At 75.4% G+C, this 13871-nt stretch carries 14 protein-coding genes and 1 pseudogene; 9 read left to right on the forward strand and 6 right to left on the reverse strand.

Features of this window, described 5'->3' with window-relative positions; translation table 11 throughout:
- On the forward strand, positions 1-293 hold a 293-nt coding region (locus ADY01_RS22445; RefSeq protein WP_049576661.1), incomplete at its 5' end, for a GNAT family N-acetyltransferase.
- On the opposite strand, the gene ADY01_RS22450 is transcribed toward ADY01_RS22445, so the two are convergent.
- Positions 283-1617: an MFS transporter gene (locus tag ADY01_RS22450; RefSeq protein ID WP_049576664.1), complete on the reverse strand. Its 1335-nt coding sequence runs from the start codon at positions 1615-1617 to the stop codon at positions 283-285. The two genes, ADY01_RS22445 and ADY01_RS22450, sit on opposite strands and share 11 nt — an antisense overlap.
- 78 nt (positions 1618-1695) lie before the next feature.
- Positions 1696-2139 carry a MarR family winged helix-turn-helix transcriptional regulator gene (locus ADY01_RS22455; RefSeq protein WP_107081793.1) on the reverse strand — a complete coding sequence of 148 codons (444 nt, stop codon included), beginning with the start codon at positions 2137-2139 and terminating at the stop codon, positions 1696-1698.
- A gap of 131 nt (positions 2140-2270) precedes the next feature.
- On the opposite strand from ADY01_RS22455, the gene ADY01_RS22460 reads away from it, so the two are divergent.
- Entirely contained in the window at positions 2271-2573 is a 303-nt protein-coding gene (locus tag ADY01_RS22460) for a DUF2530 domain-containing protein (protein ID WP_049576671.1), read from the forward strand.
- 30 nt (positions 2574-2603) lie between these two features.
- Here the strand turns inward: ADY01_RS22460 and ADY01_RS22465 are convergent, their stop codons facing one another.
- Together ADY01_RS22465 and ADY01_RS22470 are read right to left on the reverse strand one after the other, a co-directional pair.
- Positions 2604-5735: a sacsin N-terminal ATP-binding-like domain-containing protein gene (locus tag ADY01_RS22465; RefSeq protein WP_049576674.1), complete on the reverse strand. Its 3132-nt coding sequence runs from the start codon at positions 5733-5735 to the stop codon at positions 2604-2606.
- A 77-nt stretch (positions 5736-5812) separates the two neighbouring features.
- Entirely contained in the window at positions 5813-6523 is a 711-nt protein-coding gene (locus ADY01_RS22470) for a DUF3027 domain-containing protein (protein WP_049576677.1), read from the reverse strand.
- Between the two features lie 419 nt (positions 6524-6942).
- Between ADY01_RS22470 and ADY01_RS22475 the strand changes: the two genes are divergently transcribed.
- The 4 genes from ADY01_RS22475 to ADY01_RS22490 are packed head-to-tail and all read left to right on the forward strand — an operon-like array spanning position 6943 to position 10530.
- The gene (locus ADY01_RS22475; protein ID WP_049576710.1) at positions 6943-8319 is read left to right on the forward strand and encodes an MFS transporter; all 1377 of its coding nucleotides are present in this window, start codon (positions 6943-6945) and stop codon (positions 8317-8319) included.
- Positions 8320-8362: 43 nt separating this feature from the next.
- Positions 8363-8956, forward strand: a complete 594-nt coding sequence (locus ADY01_RS22480) for a hypothetical protein (RefSeq protein WP_049576683.1) — start codon at positions 8363-8365, stop codon at positions 8954-8956.
- A gap of 10 nt (positions 8957-8966) precedes the next feature.
- Complete coding sequence (locus ADY01_RS22485; protein WP_049576687.1) at positions 8967-9674, forward strand: futalosine hydrolase; 708 nt, start codon at positions 8967-8969, stop codon at positions 9672-9674.
- Positions 9667-10530 (forward strand): 1,4-dihydroxy-6-naphthoate synthase, encoded by an 864-nt coding sequence (locus tag ADY01_RS22490; protein WP_049576690.1) that lies wholly within the window; start codon positions 9667-9669, stop codon positions 10528-10530. The genes ADY01_RS22485 and ADY01_RS22490 overlap by 8 nt, the downstream gene beginning before the upstream one ends.
- A gap of 49 nt (positions 10531-10579) precedes the next feature.
- On the opposite strand, the gene ADY01_RS41620 is transcribed toward ADY01_RS22490, so the two are convergent.
- Positions 10580-10963, reverse strand: a complete 384-nt coding sequence (locus ADY01_RS41620) for a cold-shock protein (RefSeq protein ID WP_049576697.1) — start codon at positions 10961-10963, stop codon at positions 10580-10582.
- 160 nt (positions 10964-11123) lie between these two features.
- Here ADY01_RS41620 and ADY01_RS22500 point away from each other — a divergent pair.
- Positions 11124-11387: pseudogene (locus ADY01_RS22500) on the forward strand (hypothetical protein); the annotation flags it as partial.
- A gap of 59 nt (positions 11388-11446) precedes the next feature.
- Here ADY01_RS22500 and ADY01_RS22505 read toward each other — a convergent pair.
- Positions 11447-12106 carry an HAD family hydrolase gene (locus ADY01_RS22505; protein ID WP_049576701.1) on the reverse strand — a complete coding sequence of 220 codons (660 nt, stop codon included), beginning with the start codon at positions 12104-12106 and terminating at the stop codon, positions 11447-11449.
- A gap of 107 nt (positions 12107-12213) precedes the next feature.
- On the opposite strand from ADY01_RS22505, the gene ADY01_RS22510 reads away from it, so the two are divergent.
- On the forward strand, positions 12214-13257 hold the full coding sequence (locus ADY01_RS22510; protein ID WP_049576704.1) for a FecCD family ABC transporter permease: 1044 nt from the start codon (positions 12214-12216) through the stop codon (positions 13255-13257).
- 228 nt (positions 13258-13485) lie between these two features.
- Positions 13486-13866 (forward strand): helix-turn-helix transcriptional regulator, encoded by a 381-nt coding sequence (locus ADY01_RS22515; RefSeq protein WP_420715734.1) that lies wholly within the window; start codon positions 13486-13488, stop codon positions 13864-13866.
- Positions 13867-13871 lie beyond the last annotated feature (5 nt).

A 13871-nucleotide genomic window follows, 5' to 3' on the forward strand; every position in this document is an offset into this window, starting at 1 on the left:
CCCCCTATGTGGCCCCCGCCGACGAGCCCGAGGCGTACGTGCACCTGCTCGTGACCGACCGCCGCTTCGCGGGCCGCGGCGTCGGCGGCGCCCTGCTGGCGCACGCCGTCGCCGAGACCCGGCGGCAGGGGATCGGCCTGCTCCGCGTCGACTGCTACGCGGGCGACGACGGGCGGCTCGTCGCGTACTACCGCGGCCAGGGCTTCACCCCCACCGAGCGCTTCACCGCGCGCGGCGACTGGCCGGGCCAGGTCCTGGCCCGGCGGATCGCGCCGGAGCCCGTCAGGCCGTAGCGGTCAGCTCCTCCGGGTCGCGGGGCACCAGCGCCACGCCGCGCTGCCCGGCGCGCAGGCTGATCCGCAGCCGCAGGCCGCCGATCCTGGCCAGCACCAGGGCGACGCCGAGCGCCGCCGCCGCGCAGACCGCGCCGCCCGTGAGCAGCCCGACCCGGGCGCCGAAGGTGTCGCACAGCCAGCCGGTCAGCGGCCCGCCGAACGGGGAGCCGCCGACGAAGACCATCATCATGAGGCTGAGCACCCGGCCGCGCATGGCCGGATCGCTGTTGAGCTGGAGGCCGATGTTGGCGGTCACCTGGAACGTCATGGAGACCACCCCGATCACCGGCAGCAGGGCGGCGAAGACCAGGAACGTCGGGGCGCCCGCCGCGACGATCAGCAGCACGCCGAACAGCGCCGCCGCGCCCACCGTGAACCGCATCCGCCGGCTGCCCCGCCGGGCGGCCAGCAGCGCGCCCGCCACGGAGCCGATGGCCATCAGGGAGTTGAACAGGCCGTAGGTCCCGGCCTCGGCGTGGAAGACCTGGTCGGTGAAGGCGACCAGCCAGATCGGGAAGTTGTAGCCGAAGGTGCCGATGAACCCCATCAGCACGATGGGCCACAGCAGCTCCGGGCGGCTTCCGACGTACCGCACGCCCTCGCGCAGCTGTCCCTTGCGGCGCGGGGCGCGCTCGATCGGCGTCAGCTCCGAGACCCGCATCAGCAGCAGGCCCGTGATGGGCGCGATGAACGACAGGCCGTTGTAGAGGAACGCCCATCCGCTCCCCACCGTGGTGATCACGATGCCGGCGATGGCCGGGCCGATCAGGCGGGCGGACTGGAAGTTCGCTGAGTTGAGCGAGACGGCGTTGCGCAGCAGCCCGGGGCCGACCATCTCGGAGACGAACGCCTGGCGGGCCGGGTTGTCGACCACGGTCGCGAGGCCGACGACGAACGCGATCGTGTACACGTGGTAGACGTTCACCACCCCGCTGAACGTCAGCGCGGCCAGGGTGAGTCCGGCGAGGCCGATCACGGCCTGCGTCCCCAGCATCAGCTTCCGCTTGTCGAAGCGGTCGGCGAGCACGCCGCCGTAGAGGCCGAAGACCAGCATCGGGAGGAACTGGAGTGCCGTGGTGATGCCGACGGCGGCGGCCGAGCCGGTCAGTTCGTGGACCAGCCAGTCCTGGGCTATGCGCTGCATCCACGTCCCGATGTTGGAGACGGAGGAGCCCAGGAAGTGGATCCGGTAGTTGCGGACCCGGAAGGAGCCGAAGGTGGATATCTTGTCGGTCGTGGTCAGGGATGCGGGTGCGGAGTCAGCTCCGGGTCCCGGACTCAAGGGGAACTCTCCTTCGTGCGGTGTGTCCTGTCTGTCCCGTCAGTGGTCGTGGTCCTCCCGGCCCTCGTCGGCGACGCGCTAGAGGTGCGCGAGCTTGTGCAGAACGGGGGCGGCGGCGCGGAGGGCGGCCCACTCCTCCTCGTCCAGCTCCCCGACGAGCTGCGACAGCCAGGCGTTGCGCTGGCCGCGGCTGGCCGCGAGAACGGCCTCGGCCTCGTCGGTGGGGGCGACGACCTTCTGGCGTCTGTCCCCCGGGTGCCCTTCGAGCCCGACGAGGCCCCGCTCCTGGAGCAGGGCGATGATGCGGGTCATCGACGGCGGCTGGACGTGCTCCTTGCGGGCCAGCTCACCCGGGGTCAGGGGACCGCACCGGGCGAGCGTGCCGAGCGCCGAGAGCTCGGCGAGGCTGAGCGTGCGGTCGCCACTGAGGTGACGCATGCGGCGGGAGAGCCTGAGAACGCCGATCCGCAGCGTGTTCACCGCGGCGACGTCGTCGGGGCCTTCCGGGTTCGCACTGGGCATGTCCACCGCCATCGCTCGTTAGCTTGCCTAACGAAATATAAACCATAGGACGCATGTCTACATTCCCGCTTGCCCATTCGAGTGAACCGCCGGGCTCCGGTGGGACGGTGCCGCGGCGGTAGGCTGCGGGAATGCGCTGGGGTGACTGGACCAACGGCAAGCGGCAGGCGCCGGAGCCGTTCGAGGGAGACGTCGTCACCACCGTCCTCGTGGGGACGGCGGTGTGGGCGGTGCTGTTCGTCGCGCAGATCCCGTTCTACGGCTGGTTCGCGGACCACGGCCACACCTGGTGGCTGTGGACCTGCGCGGCGGGCACCGGGCTCGGCGTCTTCGGCCACTGGTACGTGCGCCGCCGCGAGGCGGCCATAGCGGCGGCGCGGCGCCGCGAGGCCGCGACCGAGCCGGGGACGGACGCGGGGAGCCCCACGGACTGACGTTCCGTCAGCCCGGCCGGACCGCCCCGCTCAGTCGAACCACCTGGCCGTCTCCAACTCCTCCGCCCGCTCCGGGTCCTCCAGCAGCGCGGCCAGCTCGAAGCGGCGCGGCCACTGGGCCGTCGCCCAGGCGAGACCCGCGGCCAGGCCCTCGAAGGTCGCCGCGTGCAGCGTGCCGTCGGGCAGCAGGCGCCACTCCAACTCGACGCCGTCCACGACCAGTTCCTCGTGCTCGACATAGGTGGCGGGGACGCCGGGGCCGAGCAGCTCGCGGGCCGCGTCCGGCACCTCGCGCCGATGCCCGTCCCCCGGCGGCTCGGCCGCCAGCGCGGAGCCCAGCGGGCGCACCTCCAGCACCGCGGACAGCGCGGCGGCCAGCGGCGGCGGAACGGGGAGCAGCGCGCGCCCCCCGGCCAGCGGCAGCAGGTCGGGGGCGTCCGCGACCAGCGCCTCCCCCGCGTCCACAACCCGGGGCTCGCCGTCCACCACGGCGCGCAGGCGGTCGGGGAGCGTGACCTCCTCGGGGTCGAGCTCCGCCAGCAGCGCGTACAGGCCGTGGAGCTGGGCCGGGGTGACGGGCGGCTCCGGGTCGGCGAGGCGGGCCAGCAGGTCGGCGGCGCCCCCCGGCTCGGCGAGCAGGGCGCGCGCCGTGGTGCGCACGCCCAGCGCGTGCAGCACCTCCTCGTCCACCTGTGCGGTGTCGGCGTCCTCGTACAGACCCGCCAGCAGCGGGTCGCCGGTGGCCGAGCGCAGCCCGGCGGGGCGGCGGCCGTCCAGGACGGGGGCGCCCCGCAGCCACCAGGCGGTGTAGGAGCGGGCGCGTTCGACCGTCCCCTCCGGCATCCGCACGCGGACCTGCGTGGTCAGCGCCGCGCGGAAGGCGGACCGCGAGAGCAGGGAGAGCACCCGCGGCCACTGGTCGTCGGCCACCAGCTCCAGGTCGCGGACGGCCACCACCTCGGCGGCGACCGGCGGCAGCGGCGCGTCGGGCAGCGCGTCCAGGGTGTCCTCGCACCACACGTCCACGGCGTCGAGCAGCCCCACGTCGTCGGGCTCGGCGTAGTCGGCGTCCCGGGGTTCGAGCTCGTCCGGGTCCAGGACGACGTCCTCCGCCGCTATCAGCGCGAAGTCGGCCTGGACACCCACGGCGGTCAGCGGCCGCTCGCCCCAGCGGGCCGCCAGCTCCGGATCGCAGGCCGCGAGCTCCCCCTCCCGGATGACCTCCTGGAACGGGCTGCCCGGGTAGACCAGGTCGCCGGCCGGGGTCAGCTCGCCGTCCTCGTCGGGCAGGGCCAGGGCGGCGAGCCACGGCTCGTCGCCCGGCTCCAGCCCGGCGTCGCGGACCAGGCCGAGCACGGTCTCGGCCAGCTCCGCGGCCGGGATGGCGTCCTCGTCCCACACGTCCACGTCCGCCGAGGCGGCCACGGCGGACCGCACCTGGGGCGTCGCCAGCACGGCGCGTGGCGTGGCGGGGCTCGCGCCCAGCTTCTCCAGCAGCGGGTGCGCCGCGTCGGGGTGGGTGACCTTGAGCCCGAAGCGGCCCAGGGCGGCGGGCTCGGTGCCGGGCGCGGGAAGCAGCACGCGGCGCGGGCCGATGGTGGTGCGGCCGTCGGCCAGCGGCACGGGCAGGCCGCTCAGGAGCTCGGGGTCGACGCCCGCGAGCGACTCGTACAGCCGCCACCACCAGGAGGGCGGACGCTCGACGCCCGCGAGCCGGTCGATGATCTCGCCGAGCGAGACCCGGGCGACCTCCAGGACGCGCAGCTCGGCCCGGCGTTCGAGCCCGGCGGGAAGCAGCACGGGGAACAGCTCGGCCAGCACCGAGACGGTCTCGGCCCCGGCCCGTTCCACCAGCTCGGCCTCGGTGGGCCGGAGCGCGACCGGGATCTCGCCCTCGCCGTCGTCGGCCGGGGGCGCGGCGGCCGTGGCGGCGGCGCTGGGCAGGAACGCGGTGCCGGGCAGCCGGTCGAGCAGCAGCGCGCGCAGGGCGCCGTCCAGCTCCCCGCGGCCGAGCGGCCCCGGCACCAGGTCGAGGGTGTCGCTGGTGACCGGGCGCCAGTCGGCGAGCAGCGCCGCGTAGGAGTCGGCGGCGCGGGCCAGCAGGAAGTCGGTCAGCGGCCCCGGCGCGACATGGCGGCGGGTCGGCTCCAGGGGGAACGTGGCGATCAGCAGCGCGGGCAGGCCGAGCGCGTCGTCGGTGGGCGTGGGGGCGTGCACCACGGGCGGGCTCGCGGGCGCGGCCGGGGCGCCCTCGGCGTCGACCGGGACGGCCCAGGTCACCGACCAGTGGCGGCGTTCGCGCTCCTCCACGGGCCGGTCGGCGAGCAGTCCGGGGTCGGCCTCCCCGCTGTCGGCCGAGACGCGCCAGCGGGTGGAGCGCACGGCGAGCCCGGCGGGGCCGGGCTCCTCGGTGATCTGCGTGTAGGAGCCGTACTGGCGCCTGGTCAGGGAACGCGTCCCGCCCGCGGTCTCCACGGTGATCTCGTCGAGCCCCGGCAGCGTGAGCAGCAGGGTGTCGTCCACGGCGTCGAGCAGCCGGGTCGCCAGGTCCTCGGCCGCCGCGTCGCGCAGCGGCAGGACGACGGCGGTGTCGTGGCCCTCGGGCAGCTCGGGCCCGGCGAACGGGAGGGGCAGCCGCAGCAGCGGGACCGCGTGCCGGTGCCCGGCGCGGCGATCCAGCTCCTCCAGCAGCCGGGGGCTGTCCTTGCCCGCGGCGCGCGCCAGTTCGGTGGCCTCCGCCAGCGACCACCGCACGCCCCCCGCCGCGCCCGCGATGGCCGGTTCGTCGCTGACGGCCAGCACGGCGGCGAAGCCGACGCCGAACCGGCCGACGCTGCCCTCGGCGTCCCGCTTCGCGGACGCGCGCAGCGTGGACAGCGACTCCACGCCCGCCGCGTCCAGCGGGAGGCCGGTGTTGGAGATGGTCAGCACACCGTCGCGCAGCACCAGCCGCAGCCGCCCCGGCCGGCCGGCGCGGGCGGCGGCGTCGGCCGCGTTCTGGGCGAGTTCGACGACGAGGCGGTCCCGGTAGCCGCCCCTGGCGAGGTCTTCCTCGGCGTTGGCGTCCTCCCTGAACCGGGCGGGCGAATCGGCCCATGCCGTCAGGACGCTGCGCCGCAGCCGCTCGGTCTCGAAGAGGTCGTCCGTGTCGTCGGTGGTCACGGGTGCGACAGTACCGGGTACGGCAAGGCCCCAGGGCCGCCGGATGCGGCCTCCTCCGGCCCCTCGCCGGAGGGCGGCTACAGGGGGTCGGCGCCCAGGTGGTCGATCACGGGCGGGGCCGGGGGCTGGTGTTCGGGCATCACGGCCGCCTCGGAGTGGCCGCCGCAGCCGTAGGCCAGGGAGACCACCCGGCCGTCCGCCGGCGAGAACTCGTTGGCGCAGACGCCGAACGCCTGCCGCAGCGCGCCCGCCATCGGCAGCAGGAAGCCGCAGCTCACACACGAGGCCGGGGCCGCCTGCGCCATCGGCGTGCGCGGCCCGTACTGCTCCTCCCAGCGATCGGCCGCCTCCTTCAGGCCCTCCCACGCCAGCACCCGGGGACGGGCCAGGCCCAGGTCGTTGACCACGTCGGCGATGTCGCCGCGCTCCCCGTTCTCCGCCTCGGGGGCGTCGGAGACGAACCCCGGTTCGAGGCGCGGGTCGTCACCTTCCGTCGGCAGCAGGTCGCCGGGGCCCATGTCGCCCGGGCGCAGCCGCTCGCTCCACGGCACCCAGTCCGGGGCGAGCAGCGCCTCGGGCCCCGGCGTCAGGGCGACCTCGTCGACCGTGACGTTGCGGGCCCGCGCCGCGCGGGTGACCGTGACGCCCCAGCGCCAGCCCGGGTAGCCGGGCTCCTGGCTGCCGAAGAAGTGGGTGACCAGGCGGTCCCCCTCGGTGACCAGGCCGAGGTAGTCGCCCAGCGCGTGCGGGTGCGCGGCCTGGGCGGCGGCGTCCCGGGCCAGGTCCACCGCGTCGGCGCACGCCTGGTCGGGGGCACGGCCCCGCGCCGCCGCGGCGGTATCGGTCGACTCAGCCGTCGACTCAGCCGTCGACCCGGACGCAGTATCGGCGGCTCCGGCCGCACTCCCGTCGCTGCTCACAACACCCTCACTCATACGCCGTTGTCCGGGGCGGGCGCCTGGAGGCGAACGGAGCCGACGGAGCGGACACGAGACCGCTACGACGTCGCGCTGAACGAGGCAAGGCGCACCGTCCGCCCACGCTACCGCAACGGACGGGGGGCCCCGCGCCTGGCCCGCGCCGCACGAGCTCGCGGACGCTCCCCCCGTTCGGACCGCACAAACCCGGTAAAGGGGACCGGAGAAGCCGAGAGCGGAGCGCGTTCTGCCTTTAGGCTTGCGCCGTGGCCGCTGGCAGCTCGTCGGAGATGAAGAACGGGCCGGGCTCCGGGATTTTCGTCCGGACGGTCCGGGCGGCGGGGCGCGCCCTGCCCGCGGTCCCCCTCGCCGTGGGCCGCCGGATCCGCCGTGCCACGCACGCGCACGGGGCGGGTGAGTCGGGTCTCTCCAAGCTGATCGAACTGCACGCGGTCCACTCGATGGGCGACGCCCTCATCACCCTGGCCCTGGCCTCCACGATCTTCTTCTCCGTCCCCACGGACGAGGCCCGCGGCCGGGTCGCGCTGTACCTGGCCGTGACGATGGCCCCCTTCATCCTCCTCGCTCCCGTCATCGGCCCGCTGCTCGACCGGCTGCCGCACGGCCGCAGGGCCGCGATGGCCGGGGCGCTGCTGGCGCGCGGCGCGCTGGCCCTGGTCATCGCGAGCGTCGTGGTCTCCGGCGGCCTGGAGCTGTACCCGGCGGCGCTGGGCGTCATGGTCTGCTCCAAGGCGTACAACATCGTCAGGGCCGCCGTCGTCCCCCGCCTCCAGCCGCAGCGGGTCTCGCTGGTGAAGGCCAACGCGCGCATCACCCTGACCGGCCTCATCGCCGCGGGCGCCGCCGCCCCCCTCGGCCTGGGCCTCAACGCCATCGGCGAGCGCTGGCCGCTCTACGGCGCCTGCGTGCTGACCGTGATGGGCGCGTTCCTCTCCTTCCGGCTGCCGGGGCAGGTGGATCTGGCGCGCGGCGAGCGGAAGGTGCACCTGGCGGAGCTGGCCGAGGCGCGGGCGGTCCTGGCCAGCTCCAAGGAGGACGGCGGCCGGGGCGGGGTGCTGCGGTCCGTGGACTCGCCGGTGTTCAAGGCGCTGCTGGCGAACGCCTCGCTGCGGGCGCTCTCCGGCTTCCTGCTGTTCTTCCTGGCCTTCCTCCTGCGCAACGAGCCGCTGTCCGGCCTGACGGCCGCGTTCTCCCTGGGCCTGGTCGCGGTGGCCGCCGGCACGGGCAACGCCCTGGGCAACCTCATGGGGAACTGGATCCGGGACAGGGCGCCCGAGCTGATCCTGCTGGTGGTGCTGATCCTCGGTCTCTCGGTCACGGTCACCGCCGCGGCGAGCTATCTGACGGTGACGGTGGTCGCCGTCTGCGCCACGGCCGGGATCTGCCAGGCGCTCGGCAAGCTGTCGCTGGACGCCATGATCCAGCGGGACGTGCCCGAGGTGGTGCGCACCTCCGCGTTCGCGCGCTCGGAGACGACGCTCCAGATGGCCTGGGTCGGCGGCGGTGCCATAGGGATCCTGCTGCCGCTGAACGGCACGCTCGGGATGACGGTCGCCGCCTGCCTCGTGGCGCTGGGCACCCTGACCACGCTGCGGGGCCTGCTGTCGGCCACGCGGCGCGGCTCGCCGCACCCCCGCGTGAGGTGACCCCCGCCCCGCGGGCCTCCCACAACCGGGTTAACCTGCGGGCATGACCGCTTCCGTCCGGGGCCGGGGCCGCCGCGCCACCCGCACCGCCCTCGCCGCCGGCACCGTCGGGCTGGGCCTCGTGGCACTGGCGGGCTGCCAGAAGCCGAGTCCGAACGCCCACTTCACGCTGGGCTCCCACAGCGAGTCGCGGGAGACCGCGGACGACTGCTTCGCGCACGGCGACGGGACGCTCGGCGTCGACCGGACGCAGGAGTGCCTGGAGAACGCCGAGGACGTGCCCGCCTTCACGACGAAGGTGGGCGACACGTTCCGGGTGGGCGTGGACCCGGAGGTCGCGGACAGCGGCTGGCTGCTCTTCTACGACGGCATCCTCTACGACACCAACCCGTTCGGCACGACCTACCAGACCTTCGAGATCGACGAGCTCACCCGCGCGGTGCGCCAGCAGAACCAGCAGAGCCAGCAGTCGGGGCAGCTCCCGGAGCCGGGCGAGCTGCGCCTGGTCGTCGCGCAGGTCGGCGACGGCTACGACGCCGAGGCGATCTGGTCGGCCTCCTCCCAGGAGGAGTACCAGGAGCGGCTGTTCGGCTCGTTCGAGGGCGTGTGGAACGTCGACCTGACGCCCGAGAGCTGACGGGCCGCCGATGCGTGTCCTGGTGATCACCGCGGTCCCCTCCGAGCGGGACGCGGTGACGGCCGCGGCGGGGCCCGAGGCGGAGACCGAGAGCCTGCCGCTGGCCGGGGGCCTCGACGCGCACCGCTTCTGGCTGCCGGGGCAGGTGATCGACGTGCTGGCCGCCGGGGTCGGCCCGGCCGCCGCCGCCGCGGGCACCGCGACGGCGCTCGCGGGCGGCGCCTACGACCTGGTGATCTCCGCGGGGATCGGCGGCGGCTTCGCCCCGGACGCGCCCGTGGGCTCCACCGTCGTCGCCTCCTCCATCGTCGCGGCGGACCTGGGCGGCGAGACCCCCGAGGGCTTCGCGGACGTCGCGGCGCTCGGCTTCGGCGTGGTGACGTACCAGCCGCCGGAGGACCTCGCGCGTCAGGTGGCCGTGGCCACCGGCTCGCTGCTCGGCCCGGTGCTCTCGGTATCCACGGTGACCGGCACGGCGGGGCGCGCCGCCGAGCTGGCCGGCCGCCACCTGGGCGCGGCGGCGGAGGCGATGGAGGGGTTCGGCGTGGCGACGGCGGCCGCGCTGCACGGCGTTCCCGTCCTGGAGATCCGCGCCGTCTCCAACGCCGTGGGCCCCCGCGACCGGCCCGCCTGGCGCATCCCCGAGGCGCTGGCGGCGCTGACCGGCGCGTTCACCACCATCTGGCCCGTCGTCAACTCCTGGAGAGACCGTGGCTGACCCGCTCGGCATCGCCTACTCGCCCTGCCCCAACGACACCTTCGTCTTCCACGCCTGGGCGCACGGCCTGGTCCCCGGGGCGCCCGCCGTGGACGTGACGTTCGCGGACATCGACATCACCAACGGCATGGCCGAGCGCGGCGAGGGCGACATCCTCAAGGTGTCCTACGCCGTGCTGCCCTGGGTGCTGGACCGGTACGCGCTGCTGCCGTGCGGCGGCGCGCTGGGTCGCGGCTGCGGGCCGCTGGTCCTCACCCGGGGTCAGGACGGGACGAACGCGCCGCGCGGGCCGGGTGACCTGGCGGGGAGGACGGTGGCGGTCCCGGCCGAACGGTCCACGGCCTACCTGCTGTTCCGGCTGTGGACGGCCGCGCTGGTGCCGGGCGGGGTGGGCGAGGTGCGGGTGATGCCGTTCCACGAGATCATGCCGGCGGTCCGCGACGGCCGCGTGGACGCGGGGCTCGTCATCCACGAGGCGCGTTTCACCTACCAGCGCTACGGACTCCACCGGCTCGCGGATCTCGGGGAGTTCTGGGAGGGGACCACCGGGCACCCGATCCCGCTGGGTGCCATCCTCGCCAAGCGGTCGCTGGGCGCCGAGCGGCTGGCGGAGATCACCCACGCGATCCGCGCCTCGGTGCGGCAGGCGTGGGCCGACCCGGAGGCGGGCCGGGGGTATGTGCTGGCGCACGCGCAGGAGATGGAGCGGTCGGTCGCCGACGCCCACATCGGCCTGTACGTCAACGAGTTCACCGAGGATCTGGGAGAAGCGGGTCACGCCGCCGTCCGGGAACTGCTGACGCGGGCCGCCGATGTGGGCCTGGTGCCGCGGGTGTCGGAGTCCGACCTCCTCTGATCCCCGGAGGCCGGACCGGTGTCGGACGTCCGGTGTCGGACGCCCGGTGTCAGACGTCCAGCTGGTCGGCGACGGCGCGGAGCATCCCGGCGATCTTCCTGCCGCTGGTCTTCTCGGGGTAACGGCCGCGCTCCAGCTGCTGGGAGACGCCGTCCAGGAGGGTGGTGAGGTCCTGGACGATGGAGGCGAGCTCGTCGGGCTTGCGCCGCTGGGCCGCGGCGAGGGAGGGAACCGGGTCGAGCAGGGTGACCGTCAGCGCCTGGTCGCCGCGCTGGCCGGCGACCACGCCGAACTCGACACGCTGGCCGGGCCGCAGCGCCTCCACGCCGCTGGGCAACGCCGAGGAGTGCACGAAGACATCGCCGCCGTCGTCACGGGAGAGGAAGCCGAAGCCCTTCTCGCTGTTGAACCACTTGACCTTGCCGGTAGGCACGTGTCCTCGTCCTCGCACTCGTTTTCACACCAATGAGGCGGGCCTGGGAATCATTCGGAGTACACGGGCCCGCCACCTCCCAAGGCTAATCGCCCCCGGCCCGGTGACAAGATGCCGCCGGGCCGTTTCGGAGGATCACTGCCCCCCGGCCGGGGCGAGTATGCGCACCTGCGACCCTGGACGGGTGAGGGACTCGAACGCGGCACATCCGGGCGACGCGCTGGTGCGCGTCGGGGCGGTCGTCTTCGCGGTGGGAGCGGTCGCGACGCTGGTCACGGTGGTACCGCTGTTCATCGGCGCCGACCCGCTGCCGACGGCGGCCTATCTGGTGTCGATGCTGATGGGCGCCGGCTTCGCGACCGCGGGCGCGGGCCTGCTCCGTTCCGTCGCCCACCAGCGGCGGCGGGACCGGGCCGCCCAGGAGGCGGCCCGGGAGCACGCCGGGAAACGGGAAGGGCAACGGGAAGGCGAACGGGCCGGGGCTCAGGCGGGGTCGAGCTCCGCGCCGGCCAGGTAGCCCTCCAGCCAGGCGGGGAACGCGGTGAGGTCCGGCAGGACCGTGTCCGCGCCCGCCTCGCGCAGCTCGTCGGCCGGGCAGGGCCCGGTGGCCACGGCGACCGAGAACGCGTCCGCGGCCCTGGCGCCCCGCACGTCGCCGACGTGGTCGCCGACGTACACCGCGGCGTCGTGCGCGCGCAGGGCCTCCGCCTTGGCCTCGGCCCACAGCGAGCCGACGACGGCGTCGGGCGCGAAGCCCAGGTGCTCCATGTGCAGCGCGGCGTTGGGCTGGTACTTCGCGGTGACGACGATGGCCCGGCCGCCGTGCCCGTGGACGGCGGCCACGGCCTCGCGCGCGCCGGGGAGCGCGGGCGTCCCGGCGATGGCGTGGGTCACATAGAGGGCGCGGTAGCGGTCCCTGGCGGCCGGGATGTCGGCGGCGGGGAACCAGTGCGCCAACTCCTCGTCCAGGGGCGGGCCGAGGCGGGTGACGGCGAGGTCGGCGTCGATGTACACCCCGGTCTCCGCGGAGAGGGCCCGGTAGGCGGACCTGATGCCGGGCCTGGAGTCGATGAGCGTCATGTCGAGGTCGAAGCCCACGGTGAGCGGGGCGGTCAACGGGGACGTCTGCGGAGATAGCGGCATACGGATATTGTGCCTGGGGCACGTGCGGAGGCTTAGGCTCGCCTTACCTAAGTCCGCGCCGGGCCCGCCCGCACGCCGCCCGCCGAGCACCGAACGCCGAGGAGCAGATGACCGCCGTCGCCCCGCCGCTCGCCCGCCCTCCGGGCGCGGGCACGGCCGCCGCCGCCCGGCGCCTGGGGTGGGTGGTCGCGGCCGTCGCCGCCGTGGGCGCGGCCGTGCTGCTGAGCCTGGCCGTGGGCAGCCGCCCGGTGGCCCCGGCCGAGGTGTGGCGCGCGCTGTTCCTCGGCGGCGAGGGCCCGGACGCGGAGGTGGTGCGGGACCTGCGGCTGCCGCGGACGCTGATCGGCCTCATGGTGGGCGCGGCGCTCGGCATGGCGGGCGCGGTGATGCAGGGGCTGACGCGCAACCCCATCGCAGAGCCCGGGATCCTGGGCGTGAGCCAGGGCGCGTCCGTGGCGGTGGTACTGGCCATCGCGTACGCCGGGGCGCACTCGCTGGGCGCGTACGTGTGGTTCGCGTTCGCGGGCGCCGGGGCCGCGGGCGTCGGGGTCTACGCGATCGCGGCACGGGGCAGGGGCGGGGCGACGCCGGTGAAGCTGGCCCTGTCGGGCGCGGCGATCAACGCGCTGCTGGCCTCGGTCACCGCGGGGGTGCTGACGACGCGGGCGGCGACGCTGGACGAGTTCAGGTTCTGGCAGATCGGGTCGCTGACCGGGCGGGAAGCGGAAGTGGCCGGTCAGATATGGCCGTTCCTCGTCGTGGGAACGGTCCTGGTGCTGGCCGCCGCCCGCGGCCTGGACGCGCTGGCGCTGGGCGAGGACGTGGCCCGGGGCCTGGGGCAGAACGTCGCGGCCGTCCGCGTCACCGGGGGCCTCGGCGCGACGGCCCTGACCGGGACGGGCGTCGCGGCGGCGGGCCCGATCGCGTTCGTCGGCCTGGCCGTTCCGCATCTGGCCCGCCCGCTGGTCGGCGGCGGCCACCGCTGGCTGCTGCCGATGTCGGCCCTGCTGGGGGCCGTGATCCTGCTGGTCGCGGACGTGGCCGGCCGGATCCTCTTCCCCCCGTCCGAGGTCCCCGCGGGCGTGATGACGGCCCTGATCGGCGTGCCCTTCCTGGTCGCCTTGGTCCGCCGCTCGGGCGTACGGTCATGAGGACCCCCACCGTGCCGCCTCCGGCGAGGAGCACGGCCGAGCACCCACGCCTCACGGCGCGGGGCACCGGCCAGCCCGCCCGGCAGAGCATCCGTACGCGCCACACGCCCCGACGCCACCACCGAACAACACCCACCCCCACCCCACCACCCGCGGAGGGCACGGCCAAGCACCCCCGCCGCGCGACGTGCGGCCCCCGGAGGGGGGGGACGGGGGGGGGGGTGGGGGGTGGGGCGGGGGGCCCCCCGGCCCGCGCGGGACAGGGGGGGGGGGGCCCACCGGGGGGGGGGGGCGGCGCCCCCCCACACCGGGCCCCGCCTCGCCGCCCCCCTGCCCGCGCCCGGCGTCGCCCGCGCCGCGGGCGTCTCGCACAACCACCTCACCCGCCTCTTCCGCGCGGAGACCGGCGACACGGTGGTGGCCCACATCAGGCGCCGCCGCATGGAGCGCGCGGGCCACCTGCTGCGCGAGACGACCCTCCCGGTCCGCTCGGTCGCGGCCTCGGTCGGCATCGGCGACCTCCAGGCGTTCAACAAGATCTGCCGCCGTGAGCTGGGCGCCTCCCCCCGCGCCGTCCGCGCCTCCGGCGCACTCCCTCCCGCGCCGTAGCCGCC

This window comes from Streptomyces sp. SBT349, assembly GCF_001083795.1.
Classification (GTDB): domain Bacteria; phylum Actinomycetota; class Actinomycetes; order Streptomycetales; family Streptomycetaceae; genus Streptomyces.